The sequence below is a fragment of the Kribbella antibiotica genome (assembly GCF_004349055.1).
Taxonomy (GTDB): domain Bacteria; phylum Actinomycetota; class Actinomycetes; order Propionibacteriales; family Kribbellaceae; genus Kribbella; species Kribbella antibiotica.
The window spans coordinates 25,481-39,005 of the sequence record NZ_SMKX01000073.1; the positions used below are offsets into that span (position 1 = coordinate 25,481).

Sequence of the window (13,525 nt, forward strand, 5' to 3'; positions counted from 1 at the left end):
GCGAATGGTGTCCAGTAGGGTTTGGTCGTCAGTCTCACTTGGGAAGGGAAAGGCGCCCCGTGGGTTCGAACGGCACGTCCGGAGTGGAGGAGCGCATGGCAGGCCATTTGGCAGATACCGCCCGCGCCACACGTCCGGCGAAACGACGGCTTCTGGCCGCGGCTGCAACGGTGCTCGGCGCCGTTGCGCTGACGGGTTGTTCGTCGGAGACCACTGAGCAGTGGAAGCGTCTCGGTCTTCCCGAGGCTGCGTCGAACCGGACCGAGGCTGTCCGCAGCCTCTGGATCGGTGCCTGGATCGCTGCGCTGATCGTCGGCGTCGCGGTGTGGGCCCTGATCCTGTACGTCGTGGTGCGGTACCGCAAGCGCGACGACAAGGCCCCCAAGCAGGTGCGGTACAACCTGCCGCTGGAGGTCCTCTACACGCTGGCGCCGTTCGCGATCATCGGTGTGCTCTTCTTCTACACCGTCGAGCACGGCAACGAGATCACCAAGATGTCCGGTGCCTCGCAGCACAACATCAACGTGGTCGGGCAGCAGTGGCAGTGGACCTTCAACTACAAGGACACGGTCAACGGGCAGCAGGGCGTCTGGGAGACCGGAACGCTTGAGAAGCCCGCTCAGCTGTGGCTGCCGGTGAACGAGTCGGTGCAGTTCGACCTGACCTCACCGGACGTCATCCACTCCTTCTGGGTCCCGGCGTTCTACTTCAAGCTCGACGTCATCCCGGGCCGGACCAACAAGTTCGAGGTCACTCCGACCAAGACCGGGACGTTCGCCGGCAAGTGCGCAGAGCTCTGTGGGCTCTACCACAGCCGGATGATCTTCTCCGTCAAGGTGGTCACCCGCGCGGAGTACGACCAGCACCTCAAGGAGCTGGCCGACCGCGGTCAGACCGGTGCCGCCGTCGGCGGCCAGGACGCCACCACGATCCCCGGTCACGGTGAGCAGGAGGGCGAGAAATGAGCGGCTACGCCGAGCGCAGCGGCGCTGTCGGTAGCACTGCGCTGCCGAGGCGGCGCAGCAAGGGCCAGCTCGCGGTGACGTGGCTGACCACGACCGATCACAAGCTGATCGGGCACATGTACCTGATCACCTCGTTCGCGTTCTTCCTGATCGGCGGCGTGATGGCGCTGCTGATCCGGGCCGAGCTGGCCAAGCCAGGTCTGCAGATCGTGAACGAAGAGGTCTACAACCAGCTCTTCACGATGCACGGCACGATCATGCTGCTGCTCTTCGCGACGCCGCTGTTCGTCGGCTTCGCGAACGTGATCATGCCGGTCCAGATCGGCGCCCCTGACGTCGCGTTCCCGCGACTCAACATGTTCAGCTTCTGGCTGTTCCTGTTCGGCGGCCTGATCACGATCAGCGGGTTCTTCACCCCGGGCGGTGCGGCCGACTTCGGCTGGTTCGCCTACGCGCCGCTGTCGAACGCGGTCCGTTCGCCGGGGGTCGGTGGCGACCTGTGGATCATGGGCCTGTGGATGGCCGGTCTGGGCACCATCCTCGGTGCGGTGAACTTCGTGACGACGATCATCACGATGCGCGCCCCCGGGATGACGATGTTCCGGATGCCGATGTTCACCTGGAACATCCTGGTGACGTCGATCCTCGTCCTGATCGCGTTCCCGATCCTGGCCGGCGCGCTGCTGATGCTGGAGGCGGATCGAGCCTTGGGGGCTCACGTCTTCGACGCCGCGAACGGTGGTCCACTGCTGTGGCAGCACCTGTTCTGGTTCTTCGGGCATCCAGAGGTCTACATCATCGCGCTGCCGTTCTTCGGCATCATCACCGAGATCCTCCCGGTCTTCAGCCGCAAGCCGCTGTTCGGCTACATCGGTCTGGTCTCCGCGACGCTCGGTATCGCCGTCCTCTCGGTGGCGGTGTGGGCACACCACATGTTTGTCACCGGCGCGGTGAACCTGCCGTTCTTCTCCTTCATGACGTTCCTGATCGCGGTCCCGACCGGCGTGAAGTTCTTCAACTGGATCGGCACCATCTGGGGCGGATCGGTCTCGTTCGAGACGCCGATGCTCTGGTCGGTCGGCTTCCTGACGACCTTCCTGTTCGGCGGTCTGACCGGCATCATCCTGGCCTCGCCGGCGCTGGACTACCAGCTGTCCGACTCGTACTTCGTGGTCGCGCACTTCCACTACGTCGTCTTCGGCACCGTGGTGTTCGCGATGTTCGCCGGGTTCTACTTCTGGTGGCCGAAGATGACCGGCCGGATGCTCGACGAGCGCCTCGGCAAGCTGCACTTCTGGCTGCTGTTCATCGGCTTCCACACGACCTTCCTGGTGCAGCACTGGCTGGGTGTCGAGGGCATGCCGCGCCGCTACGCGTCGTACGGGGCGAACGAGGGCTTCACCACGCTGAACGAGGTCTCCAGCGTCGGTGCCTTCGTGCTCGGCCTGTCGATGCTGCCGTTCTTCTACAACGTCTACAAGTCCCGCAAGTCGCCGAAGGTCAACGTCGACGACCCGTGGGGCTGGGGCCGTTCGCTGGAGTGGGCGACCAGCTCGCCCCCGCCGCGGCACAACTTCGACAAGCTGCCGCGGATTCGCTCCGAGAGCCCAGCCTTCGACCTGCACCACCCCGAGCTCGCGCTCGCCGAGTACCCGGCCAACCGGGCCTCTGCGGACAACCTGCTCGACGCCGGTGAGGACCAGGGCCGGGTCGCCCTCCTCGAGGAGAACGTAGCGAAGAACGAGAAGAACGAAGGGAAGAGCGAAGCGTGAAGGTCGAAGCCTGGGTCTTCGGGATCCTGAGCGTGTTCGTGCTCGTCGTCACGCCGATCTACTGGCTGATGTCGGAGGACCCGACCGGGACCACCGCACTGACGATGACGTTCTTCCTGTCGCTGCTGGTGGCGTTCTACCTGAGCGTCAGCGCCCGCCGGATGGACGCCCGTCCGGAGGACCGCAAGGAAGCCGAGATCGTGGAAGGCGCCGGCGAGCTCGGCTTCTTCCCGCCGCACTCGTGGTGGCCGCTGTACTGCGCGCTGGCGCTGTCGGTGATCGTCCTCGGCCTGGTCTTCGGCTGGTGGCTGTTCATCGCCGGCTGTGCGATCGGCATCGTCACGCTGTCGGGGTTCATCTTCGAGTTCTACCGCGGTGACCACGCGCACTGAGTGAGAAGTCGTACGAAAACGCCGTCCGGCCCCAACCGGACGGCGTTTTCGTGCGTCTCAGGGACGTCGGGCTACTCTGGTCGGCGGTCGACAAATCACAGGGGAGTACTGGGGAATGGTGAGCAGGAAACACGGCCTGGCCGTGGTGGGTATCGCGGTGATGCTGCTGGCCGGTACGGCGTGCAGCGACTCCGAGGGCGGCGGCAAGGCCGGCCCGGGTGCTCCACAAAGCGGCGGTACGGCGGGAACGTCGACGACCCCCGGTGCTTCGACGACTCCGTCGGACAACCCGGCTGCGGCGAATGTCGCGGTGGTTCCGGCCAAGGGCGCCAAGGCGGTCGCGCCGGACAAGCCGGTGACCGTGACCACCTCGGTGGGCACGATCAAGTCCGTCACGCTCAAGGACGACGACGGTGACACCGTCGACGGCAGCCTGAACGCCGACAAGACGGTGTGGACCGCGGGACCAGGCGTGAAGCCCGGTGCGACGTACACGCTGAGCGGTTCGGCCGAGGGCACCGACGGTGCCAGCGTGCCGATCTCCTCGACCTTCAGCACGCTGAAGGCCACCAAGAACCTGAAGGCCTCGGTCGTCCCGCTGAACGGTGAGACCGTCGGTGTCGCGCTCCCGATCCAGATCTACTGGAACAACCCGGTCACCGACCGGGCCGCGGTCGAGAAGCGGCTCAAGATCACGACGTCGGTGCCGGTCGAAGGCACCTGGCACTGGCTGAACAGCAAGCAGGTCAACTACCGGCCCAAGGTCTACTGGCCGGCCGGCACCAAGGTCACGGTGAACATCGACACCGCCGGCGTCAACGCAGGCAACGGCACCTGGGGTGCCGCGAGCCGGGAGATCAAGTTCGCGATCGGCAAGTCGGTCGTCAGCAAGGTCGACGTCAAGAAGCACACGATGACGGTCACCATCAACGGCAAGCTCGCCCGCACCATCCCGATCACTGCCGGCAAGGACGGGTTCACCACCCGCAGCGGGACGAAGGTGATCATGGAGAAGTTCACCACCAAGCGGATGGACGCCGCCACGATCGGCCTCAAGCCCGGTGACCCGAACTACTACAACATCCCCGACGTGAAGTGGGCCCAGCGGGTGACGAGCTCCGGCGAATTCGTCCACGGCGCCCCCTGGTCGAACGGCGCCCAGGGCAGCGCCAACGTCAGCCACGGCTGCGTCGGTATGAGCCTCGCCAACGGCCAGTGGTTCTACAACCAGACCCTGCGCGGCGACCCCATCGTCGTCACCGGCACCACCAAGTACATGACCGAAGGCAACGGCTGGGCCGACTGGAACTTCCCCTACGCGAAGTACCAGCAAGGCTCCGCACTCGCCTGATCAACCAGTAGCCCGACAGCTTGGCCCGGTACCCGTAGAGGGTGCCGGGCCTTTGCCGTTGCCCGAGAAGCGCCTGAGCGCACCTCTGAGCGGATCAGACCGGTTCGGCCTAGACGGGTCTACCCCGACGGGCTCAACCGCTCAGAACGTCTCTGAGCGGTTCGCCCGGCAGGCGCCGTACCGGTGATCGGCCCTGACAGGGCGCCGTACCGGGGGAGTGGGCAAACGAAAACGCCCCCAGCCGCGGCTGGGGGCGTTCTCGACAGGACTAGTGCTTGTCCGGCGTGACCTCGCGGAAGGCCTCGGTCTCGGTCAGCTCGTGCACGTCGTCTTCGTGACCGTGCGAGTGAGCGTCCTCGATCTCCGCTGCTGTCGGCTTCTGTACGGCGTCTGCGTAGTAGAAGGCGCTGAGCTTGGCCCGGACCTTGTTCAGGGCCCGCAGCGGGGCGCGAACCCCGTTGGTGTCCGTCTCGGGGCCGACCTCGTACGGGACGAGGCGGTCGTGGGTGGTCAGCGTGTAGGCCTCGTGCTCCCCGATCGGCGTGTGCCGCTCGGAGTACTTGCCCTCGGGGGAGCGGACGATGATGCCCGACTCCAGACCGTGGAGGAGACGCTCCTGGTCGGCACGCTGCAGCGAGATCGCGATCCGCCGGGTCAGCCAGAAGGCGAGCACCGGACCGATGAACACCCCGAACCGCAGCACCCAGGTCACGTTGTTCAGCGAGACCCCGAAGTGGGTCGCCACCAAGTCGTTACCGCCGGCGATCCAGAGCAGGCCGTAGAAGGTGATGAACGCGGCACCGATACCGGTCCGGGTCGGCACGTTGCGCGGCCGGTCCAGCAGGTGGTGCTCCCGCTTGTCACCGGTGATCCAGCCCTCGATGAACGGATAGAGCGCAACCAGCGTGACGAACGCCGGTGGAATGATCAGCGCGGGTATCAGCAGGTTCCAGCTGAGCGTGACACCCCAGAAGTGACTCTCGAAGCCTGGCATCAGGCGCACGGAGCCCTCCAGCCAGCCCATGTACCAGTCAGGCTGCGAACCCGCCGTGACCTCGGCCGGGTTGTACGGGCCGTAGAGCCACACCGGGTTGATCTGCAGCAGCGCGCCCATCAGCGCGGTGATGCCGAACACGACGAAGAAGAAGCCACCGGCCTTGGCCATGTAGACCGGCATCAGCGGGTAGCCGACGACGTTCTTCTCGGTCCGGCCAGGACCCGCGAACTGGGTGTGCTTGTGGTAGACGACCAGGAACAGGTGCGCCGTGACCAGAGCCAGGATCAGCCCCGGGATCAGCAGCACGTGCACGGTGAAGAACCGGGATACGAAGTCGTCACCCGGGAACTCGCCGCCGAAGATGAAGAACGTCATGTACGAACCGACGATCGGGGAGGCCTGAATCATCCCCTGGGTGATTCGCAGTCCGGTCCCGGACAGCAGATCGTCGGGGAGGCCGTACCCGAGGAAGCCCTCGATGATGCCGAGGAACAGCATCCCGAAGCCGATCACCCAGTTCAGCTCACGCGGCTTGCGGAACGCACCGGTGAAGAAGATCCGGAGCAGGTGCACCATCATCGCGGCGATGAACAGCACGGCCGCCCAGTGGTGGATCTGCCGCATCAGCAGACCGCCGCGGACGTCGAACGAGATGTCCAGCGTCGAGGCGTAGGCCTCGGACATGTGCAGGCCCTTGAGCAGGCTGTACGAGCCCTGGTACTCGACCTCGGCCATCGACGGCCGGAACCACAGAGTCAGGAAGATCCCGGTCAGGATCAAGATGATGAAGCTGTACAGCGCGATCTCGCCGAGCATGAAGGACCAGTGGTCGGGGAAGACCTTGCGCAGGTTCTTCTTCCCGAGCTTGCCGATGCCGAGGCGGTCGTCGAGCCACTTGACCGGCGGCGGGAACTCCGCCGTCGCGGCAGGCCCCTCTTTCTGGCTAGCAACAGTTTTGGTGTCAGACACTGGTGTCACCCTCGTTCCCAGAAGCTCGCGCCGACCGGCTCGTCGAAGGGGGCCTGCGCGATCAGATAGCCCTCTGCGTCCACGGCCAACGGTAGCTGCGGCAGCGGCCGGGCGGCAGGCCCGAAGACCACCTTGGCGCCGTCGGCCAGGTCGAACGTGGACTGGTGGCACGGGCAGAGCACGTGGTGCGTGGTCTGCTCGTACAGCGAGATCGGGCAACCCACGTGGGTGCAGATCTTGGAGTAGCACAGGATGCCGTCGATACCCCAGTTCTCGCGGCCGGCCGGCGCCTGAATCTTGTTCGGCTCGATCCGGACCACGATGACTGCAGCCTTGGCCTTGGCGTTCTGGTACTCGACCGCGCTCTCCTCCTGCAGCGGAGTGAGGTTGGCCGGCTGGGCGTTGACCAGCTGACCGACCTGCAGGTCGGACGGCTTGATCGGGCGGTCGGTGACGTCGTTGACGACCCGGATGCCCTTGGCCCAGATGGTGTTGTACAGGCTGCGGCCCGGCAGCGGGCCGAGGTCACGCAGCAGTACGACGGCCGGCAGGCCGAGGAGGCCCATCGCGCCGATCAGTGAGCGGCGGATCAGCTTGCGCCGGGAGAATCCGGACTCGGCCACGCCCTCGGAGAAGCCGGCCATGATGTCGGCCTTCTGCTCCGGCGTGGAGTTGGCGTCGTGCCGCAGTTCGATGACCTCGGTGTCGACCATCAACTGCTTGGCCCACTGGATCGCCCCGGCGCCGATCAGGAACAGCGACAGACCCAGGGTGACGCCCAGGGTCAGGTTGTTCGCGTTCCCGGTCAGCGGGCCGAACTGCAGGATGGCGTCGCGCGGGATCGCGAAGTAGGCGACACAGGAACCGAGGGCCAGCAGGCCGGCCAGCGTGAACATGGTCGCGACCTGACGCTCCGCGCGGTCGGCGGCCTTCGGGTCGAGATCGGTGATCCGGTACTCGTGCGGCTCCAGACCTGGATCCGCGATCGGCTCGGCCACCTCGACCGCGCCGTGGTGCTCGTCTGCCTTGACCGGCAAGTTCTTCTCGCTCATTCGGCCTTCGCTCCCTCGGCCTTGTGCGTGGCACCGTGGCCCTTGGCCTTGACACCCTTGGCGCCGATCCAGACTGCGACGGCGACCAGCAGGCCGATACCGACCAGCCAGCCCCACAGACCTTCGGACACCGGGCCGAGACGGCCGAGGCCGAAGCCACCCGGGTCTTTCTGCTCCTGCAGCGCGTGCAGGTAGGCGATGATGTCGCGCTTGTCCTCCGGCAGCATCACCTGGTCGGAGAAGACCGGCATCTGCTGCGGGCCGGTGAGCATCGCTTCGTAGATGTGCTTGGGGTCGACGTTCATCAGCGACGGGGCGTACTTGCCGTTCGGCAGTGCGCCACCCTTGCCGGCGAAGTTGTGACACGCCGTGCAGTTGGTCCGGAACAGCTCGCCACCACGGGTGACCTGCTCATCGGTGGCCTTGCTGATGTCGTACGAGTCAGTGGCCGGGACCGCCGGGCCGGGCGCGAGCGAGGCGACGTACGCGGCCAGGGCCTCGATCTCCTCCGGCGTGTAGGCGGGAGTCTTGCGCGGGACCTGCGCACCCGTCTGCATGGCGGGCATCCGGCCGGTGCCGACCTGGAAGTCGACGGCTGCCGCGCCGACTCCGATCAGCGAGGGTCCGGCCATCTTGCCCTCGCCGTTCCCGCTGCCTTCGGCGTTCAGGCCGTGGCAGCTGGAGCAGCCGACCGCAAAGAGCTTCTTGCCCTCTTCGATCTGCTGGGACTGAGCCGAGTTGTCGGCCACCGCTGGGCCAGGGGCGAATGCGGCGTACGCCGACCCCACTGCCAGGAGGCCGAACAGGAGGACGACGAGGCCGGCGGACCGGTGCCGTCGTCGCGCAGAGAGAAAGCGCGCCGGTGACAAAGAAGTTCTCTTCTCACTCATTTGAGTAGGTAGATGGTCGCGAACAGGGCGATCCAGACCACGTCGACGAAGTGCCAGTAGTACGACACGACGATCGCCGAGACGGCCTGTTCGTGGGTGAACTTGCGGGCCATGTACGTCCTGGCCAGGACATAGATGAACGCGATCAGGCCGCCGGTCACGTGCAGGCCGTGGAAGCCGGTGGTCAGGTAGAACACCGATCCGTACGGCGAGGACGAGATCGTGATGCCCTCGTGGATCAGGGTGGCGTACTCGGTGACCTGACCGGCGACGAAGACCGCGCCCATCAGGTACGTGAGGATGAACCACTCACGCATACCCCACTTGAGGAAGTTCACCGCCGATCCGACCCGGCCGACCCGGCCGTGCTCAGCCGCGAACACGCCGAACTGGCAGGTCACGGAGGACAGCACCAGGATCAGCGTGTTGGTGAGCGCGAACGGGATGTTCAGCATCTCCGTCGACGCGTCCCAGAGCGTTTCCACGCCTGGGGCCGCAGCGGCGGTCGTCACCGACCGGATCGTGAAGTACGCCGCGAAAAGGGCAGCGAAGAACATCAGTTCGCTCGAGAGCCAGACGATCGTGCCGACACTGACCATGCTGGGACGGTCGTGGTGTCCGTGTTCACGAGACGCTGGGAGCGCAGTTGCAGTGGCCACGCCGTCATTATGTCGGTCCCCGTGCGAAGCGCCACGACCACCCCCATGCATGTCGTGAACCAGATGTTTCTACTGTTGAAGTGTGCTTCCCCTCCACGCCGGGCCCGGCGACCAGATCGCACCGTTCACACCGGTGCGATTGCTGACTGCCTGGACCTTCGAACCGGTGTTACTCGCCGTGATCGTTGCCGTCGGCGCGCTCTACCTGTACGGCGTCCACAAGCTCCGCAAACGCGGTGACAAATGGCCGCCCGGCCGGACTGTCGCGTTCGTCGGGCTCGGTCTGGGCAGCGCGGTGATCGCGACCCAATCCGCTCTGGGCACCTACGACACGGTGCTGTTGAGCGTGCACATGGCTCAGCACATGATCCTGTCGATGCTGACGCCGCTGATGATGGCGCTCGGCGCGCCGGTCACGCTGGCGCTGCGGACGCTGCCCAAGCGGCCCCGGAAATGGTTGCTCTCCGTATTGCATTCGCGGTTGGCGAAGGTCGCCTGTTTCCCGCTGATCGGCTTCACGCTGTTCGTTCTGAGCCCGTGGGTGCTCTATTTCAGCGGCATCTACGACGCGACGCTGCGCTCGACCGCGCTGCACGACCTGCTGCATTTCCACTTCATCCTGGTCGGATCGTTGTTCTTCTGGCCGCTGCTCGGCCTCGATCCGGTCCCTGGCCGGGTGATCTACCCGTTCCGGCTCATCATGACGTTCCTCACGTTGCCGTTCCATGCGTTCCTCGGGATCACGATCATGTCCGCGAACCGGCTGATCGCCGAGGACTGGTACACGAGTTTCGAGCGCTCCTGGCCGCCGTCGCCGATCCACGACCAGTTCATCGCCGGTGGGCTGCTGTGGGGCTCCGGAGACATCATCGGGCTGGTGTTCTTCGGCGTACTTTTCGTCCAGTGGGTGCGCGACTCGCAGCGTGAGGCACGGCGTGAGGACCGCCGCCTGGACCGGTTGGAGGAGCAGGCGCGCCGGGCCGAGCAGGCACCCCGGTAGCATTCAGCTGTCCAGTCGTCATTTTCACAGCTTGGGATGAATCGATGAGCTCAGAGCGTCCGCTGAAGGTTCTCGTCTACAGCGACGACCGTACGACGCGGGAGTCCGTCCGGCTGGCGCTGGGCAAGCGCCCGGCCGCTGATCTGCCGGTGCTCGAGTACCTCGAGTGCGCGACCGAGCCGGCCGTGATCAAGGCCATGGACAAGGGCGGGATCGACCTGGTCATCCTGGACGGCGAAGCCGTTCCGGCCGGTGGCCTGGGCATCGCGCGCCAGTTGAAGGACGAGATCTTCAACTGCCCGCCGGTCCTGGTGATCACCGGCCGTCCGCAGGATGCCTGGCTCGCCACCTGGTCGCGCGCCGAGGCCGCGGTCTCGCACCCGATCGACCCGGTCCGGCTCGCCGAGGTGACCGCGGAGCTGCTCCGTGCCGTGGTCGCCAAGCTGCCCGCCACCACCTGATCCCGGGAATGCCCGCCTACACCTGGCCCATCGTCCTCAACCCGCTGCTGCGGGGCGAGGACCTGGAGGCCACCGCCACCGCGTGGGCGATGGAACAGATCCTGTCCGGAGCCGCGTCACCGGCGCAGCTCGCCGGATTCGTGATCGCGCTGCGCGCCAAGGGCGAGACCGTCGCCGAGGTCGAGGGCCTGGTCGCGACCATGCGCGACTTCGCGACCCGGATCACCGTGCCCGGCCGCACCCTGGATGTCGTCGGTACCGGCGGCGACCAGGCCCACACCGTCAACATCAGCACGATGTCCGCGATCGTTGCCGCGGGCGCCGGCGCCAAAGTCGTCAAACACGGCAACCGCGCCGCATCATCGGCCTGCGGATCGGCCGACGTACTGGCTGAGCTGGGGATTCCACTCGACCTCACCGCCGCCCAGGTCGCCGAAGTGGGCGAGCGGGCCGGGATCACCTTCTGCTTCGCTCCGGCATTCCACCCGGCGTTGCGGCATGCCGCCGTACCGCGGCGTGAGCTCGGCGTACCGACCACCTTCAACTTCCTCGGCCCGCTGGCCAACCCCGGCGACCCGTCCGCCCAGGCGGTCGGGGTTGGTGATGCCCGAGTTGCCGGGCTGATGGCCGGCGTACTGGCTCGCCGTGGAATCGACGCGCTGGTTTTTCACGGCGACGACGGCCTCGACGAGCTCACCACCCGTACGACGTCGCAGGTGTGGAACGTCGGTGGGGGAGAAGTCGAGGGTCCGTTCACCCTGGACCCGCGCGATCTCGGCATCGAGCCGGTCCCGGCGGAAGCCTTGAAGGGTGCCGATGCGCCGTTCAACGCCAAGGTCGTCCGGTCGTTGCTCGAGGGTTCCACCGGGGCTGTGCGGGACGTGGTTCTGCTCAACGCCGGCGCCGCGCTGGCGGCGTACGAGCCGGTCGAGGGCGACATCACGGCTCGGATCCGGACCGGGATGGACCGTGCCGCCGAGGCGATCGACTCCGGCGCGGCCAAGGACACTCTGGACCGCTGGATCGACGCTTGCGCTGCGGTGCGCTAGCGCGTTTGTTCTTGGATGGCGGGACTCCCTTGCGGGGGTCCCGCCATCGTCTTGTCAGCGGTTGATCTTGATCTGGCTGACCTTGGTCCGCCAGGTCTGAATCCAAGTCGGCGTCGAACCGGCGATATCGCCGATCGACACGGCCGCTGTCCCGTCACCACGGTCGACGACCGCGATCAGCACGGTCGAGTAAGTCTCGGTCAGTTTCGGTGCGCTGACCGCGACCCGGGTCGTGATCTCGTGCCCCGCGTGCCCGTCGACGGTGATCGCCTTGTGCGTAACCGCCGAGATCTTCGCGCCCTCGCCGTACAGACCGATGATCGCGCGTGACCCCGCCTGCGTTGCCGCCGCCTTCAGCCCCGCCGGCGTACTGGTCAGCTTGAACTTCGGCGTCAACTGGCCGAACGACACCAGGTTTCCCCAGTCCGAGGACGCGTTGTAGTCCTTGTGCACGGTGAACCAGATCGCAGCCCCGCCATACAGCCCGGCCCGATTGTCTCCACTCGTCGACCACGCTGACCCCATGATCGGCATCGTGTCCTTGTTCGCGGCAATGAGCTGCATCCCCAACACCTGCCCCTTGGGCGGCGGCGTCGGCGTCGGCTTCACCGACGGACTCACCGTCGGCAACCCCGAATTCCCCGAAGGCAAGGACACCGGCGTCACCGCAGACGCCCGATCCCAGATCCACCCCACGCTCAAAGCGGTAGCCGTCAAAGCAGCCACCACCAACACCAACGCGCCAACGAGCCGAGCCCGCCCGTTGGCATCTCCACCCCGCTTCATAACGACCCCATACCCCTCAGCCTCAGGCACTCCAACAGCACCATCCGATCCACCCCAACCCCGCGAGCCCGCCTGAGCCTCTTCCAGCTGCCCAGACGACGCTGGGCCTTCAGTTGCCTTCTGTGCCACGGGACCTGGGCGAGCTGGCTGCGCCAGACGCTCAGGCTGCCCCGGGGGAACCAGTTGTTGCCCCGGAAGCGCCGGCGGCTGCCCCGGTACAGCTGGCTGGATCGGCTGCCCTGCGCGGGTCTGCTGACCCACCGGACCGGACTGCGCCACCCGCCCTGGATGTACTGGTTGACCCGCAGGACCGGACTGCCGTCCCTGCCCCTGATAACCCGCCTGACCCTGACGAACTGGTTGCCCCGGGCCTGCTGGCTGATCCTGACGCACCGCCTGACCAGGGCGCGCCGGCTGACCTGGCTGTCCCCCGTACGGCGACTGACCGGCTCCCGCCGACGGTGCGCCGTACGGATCGCCGGGCGGTCGCCCACCCTGCTGCGATCCCGGGCGCTGCATCGGAACCCCAGAAGCTGGTCTACCCGGTTGCGGAGTCCCAGGCACTAGCTGGCCTGCCTGCGGAGTTCCAGAGGTGGGTCCGCTCAGTTGCGGAGTTCCAGGCCGCGGTCCCTGTGCCGGAACGGGTCCCTGTGCCGGAGCGGGTCCCTGCCTCGGACCGGGGCCTTGTGCCGGACCGGGCTCGCGCGCCGCCCCTGGTCCAGCAGGACCGTACTGCGGTCCGTACTGGCTAGGGTTCGCCTGCTGCTGGCTCACCGGCGGAGTCGGCTGTCCACCAGCCGCGCCGTACTGCTGGTTTGGCCGAGGAACGCGCGGCGGCGGAGGTGGCGGCGGCGCAGGTGCAGGCGATTGCCCCATCAGCACATCACCAGCCCCGCCTAACCCGAGCGGATCACCAGGTCTGCCCGACCCGCCAAGGCCGCCTTCGCCAGGACCGCTCAGGGCACTGGCGCCGCTAGGGCTGTTCGCCTTGCCAGGTCCAGCGGCTCCGCCGGGCTCGCTCACCTCTCTCGAAGGGGTGAGGGCGACTGGGCTCACAGCCTCGGCCAGCCCAGGCGCCGCTGACAAGCGCGGTTCGGAGACGCTCATCTCGTCGGGAACCGGCATCGGCGTACCGTCGGCGGTGGGGGAGCTGGAGGGATCGCTCGGGCGTCGGACCGGGGT

At 66.7% G+C, this 13,525-nt stretch carries 13 protein-coding genes; 8 read left to right on the forward strand and 5 right to left on the reverse strand.

The features are described 5' to 3' along the window. The first annotated feature begins 95 nt into the window (after positions 1-95). The 4 genes from ctaC to E1263_RS23510 all read left to right on the forward strand — a co-directional run bounded on the left by ctaC (position 96) and on the right by E1263_RS23510 (position 4,480). A complete protein-coding gene (gene ctaC / locus E1263_RS23495; protein WP_238161458.1) occupies positions 96-965 on the forward strand; it encodes an aa3-type cytochrome oxidase subunit II in 870 nt (289 codons plus the stop codon). Beyond that, positions 962-2,737 (forward strand): aa3-type cytochrome oxidase subunit I, encoded by a 1,776-nt coding sequence (ctaD, locus tag E1263_RS23500; protein ID WP_132170898.1) that lies wholly within the window; start codon positions 962-964, stop codon positions 2,735-2,737. Before ctaC ends, ctaD begins: the two co-directional genes overlap by 4 nt. Continuing rightward, positions 2,734-3,129, forward strand: a complete 396-nt coding sequence (locus E1263_RS23505; protein WP_132170900.1) for a cytochrome c oxidase subunit 4 — start codon at positions 2,734-2,736, stop codon at positions 3,127-3,129. Before ctaD ends, E1263_RS23505 begins: the two co-directional genes overlap by 4 nt. Positions 3,130-3,244: 115 nt before the next feature. After that, positions 3,245-4,480 (forward strand): L,D-transpeptidase, encoded by a 1,236-nt coding sequence (locus tag E1263_RS23510; protein ID WP_238161459.1) that lies wholly within the window; start codon positions 3,245-3,247, stop codon positions 4,478-4,480. Positions 4,481-4,748: 268 nt separating this feature from the next. Here the strand turns inward: E1263_RS23510 and qcrB are convergent, their stop codons facing one another. Genes qcrB through ctaE form a run of 4 tightly spaced genes read right to left on the reverse strand, consistent with a single transcriptional unit; the run spans position 4,749 to position 9,098 of the window. After that, entirely contained in the window at positions 4,749-6,446 is a 1,698-nt protein-coding gene (qcrB, locus tag E1263_RS23515; protein WP_132170902.1) for a cytochrome bc1 complex cytochrome b subunit, read from the reverse strand. A 5-nt stretch (positions 6,447-6,451) separates the two neighbouring features. Next, positions 6,452-7,498 carry a cytochrome bc1 complex Rieske iron-sulfur subunit gene (gene qcrA, locus E1263_RS23520; protein WP_132170904.1) on the reverse strand — a complete coding sequence of 349 codons (1,047 nt, stop codon included), beginning with the start codon at positions 7,496-7,498 and terminating at the stop codon, positions 6,452-6,454. Beyond that, positions 7,495-8,388: a cytochrome bc1 complex diheme cytochrome c subunit gene (gene qcrC / locus E1263_RS23525; RefSeq protein ID WP_132170906.1), complete on the reverse strand. Its 894-nt coding sequence runs from the start codon at positions 8,386-8,388 to the stop codon at positions 7,495-7,497. Before qcrC ends, qcrA begins: the two co-directional genes overlap by 4 nt. Continuing rightward, positions 8,385-9,098, reverse strand: coding sequence for an aa3-type cytochrome oxidase subunit III (gene ctaE / locus E1263_RS23530; RefSeq protein WP_202869016.1), 714 nt, complete (start codon positions 9,096-9,098; stop codon positions 8,385-8,387). The genes qcrC and ctaE overlap by 4 nt, the downstream gene beginning before the upstream one ends. A 31-nt stretch (positions 9,099-9,129) precedes the next feature. On the opposite strand from ctaE, the gene E1263_RS23535 reads away from it, so the two are divergent. Genes E1263_RS23535 through trpD form a run of 3 tightly spaced genes read left to right on the forward strand, consistent with a single transcriptional unit; the run spans position 9,130 to position 11,557 of the window. Then, positions 9,130-10,047 carry a cytochrome c oxidase assembly protein gene (locus E1263_RS23535; protein ID WP_132170910.1) on the forward strand — a complete coding sequence of 306 codons (918 nt, stop codon included), beginning with the start codon at positions 9,130-9,132 and terminating at the stop codon, positions 10,045-10,047. Positions 10,048-10,091: 44 nt separating this feature from the next. Continuing rightward, positions 10,092-10,508: an Rv3143 family two-component system response regulator gene (locus E1263_RS23540; RefSeq protein WP_132170912.1), complete on the forward strand. Its 417-nt coding sequence runs from the start codon at positions 10,092-10,094 to the stop codon at positions 10,506-10,508. 8 nt (positions 10,509-10,516) lie between these two features. Continuing rightward, entirely contained in the window at positions 10,517-11,557 is a 1,041-nt protein-coding gene (trpD, locus tag E1263_RS23545) for an anthranilate phosphoribosyltransferase (RefSeq protein WP_132170914.1), read from the forward strand. Positions 11,558-11,611: 54 nt separating this feature from the next. Here the strand turns inward: trpD and E1263_RS23550 are convergent, their stop codons facing one another. Beyond that, on the reverse strand, positions 11,612-12,178 hold the full coding sequence (locus E1263_RS23550) for a hypothetical protein (RefSeq protein WP_238161461.1): 567 nt from the start codon (positions 12,176-12,178) through the stop codon (positions 11,612-11,614). A gap of 287 nt (positions 12,179-12,465) precedes the next feature. Here E1263_RS23550 and E1263_RS23555 point away from each other — a divergent pair, with 287 nt between their 5' ends. Beyond that, positions 12,466-13,095, forward strand: a complete 630-nt coding sequence (locus tag E1263_RS23555; protein WP_132170916.1) for a hypothetical protein — start codon at positions 12,466-12,468, stop codon at positions 13,093-13,095. Positions 13,096-13,525: the final 430 nt, after the last annotated feature.

Coding starts and splice junctions, on each gene's coding strand:
- ctaC (WP_238161458.1), top strand. CDS start 96: ATGGCAGGCCATTTGGCAGATACCGCCCGCGCCACACGTCCGGCGAAA.
- ctaD (WP_132170898.1), top strand. CDS start 962: ATGAGCGGCTACGCCGAGCGCAGCGGCGCTGTCGGTAGCACTGCGCTG.
- E1263_RS23510 (WP_238161459.1), top strand. CDS start 3,245: ATGGTGAGCAGGAAACACGGCCTGGCCGTGGTGGGTATCGCGGTGATG.
- qcrA (WP_132170904.1), bottom strand. CDS start 7,498: ATGAGCGAGAAGAACTTGCCGGTCAAGGCAGACGAGCACCACGGCGCG.
- qcrC (WP_132170906.1), bottom strand. CDS start 8,388: ATGAGTGAGAAGAGAACTTCTTTGTCACCGGCGCGCTTTCTCTCTGCG.
- ctaE (WP_202869016.1), bottom strand. CDS start 9,098: ATGCATGGGGGTGGTCGTGGCGCTTCGCACGGGGACCGACATAATGAC.
- E1263_RS23540 (WP_132170912.1), top strand. CDS start 10,092: ATGAGCTCAGAGCGTCCGCTGAAGGTTCTCGTCTACAGCGACGACCGT.
- trpD (WP_132170914.1), top strand. CDS start 10,517: ATGCCCGCCTACACCTGGCCCATCGTCCTCAACCCGCTGCTGCGGGGC.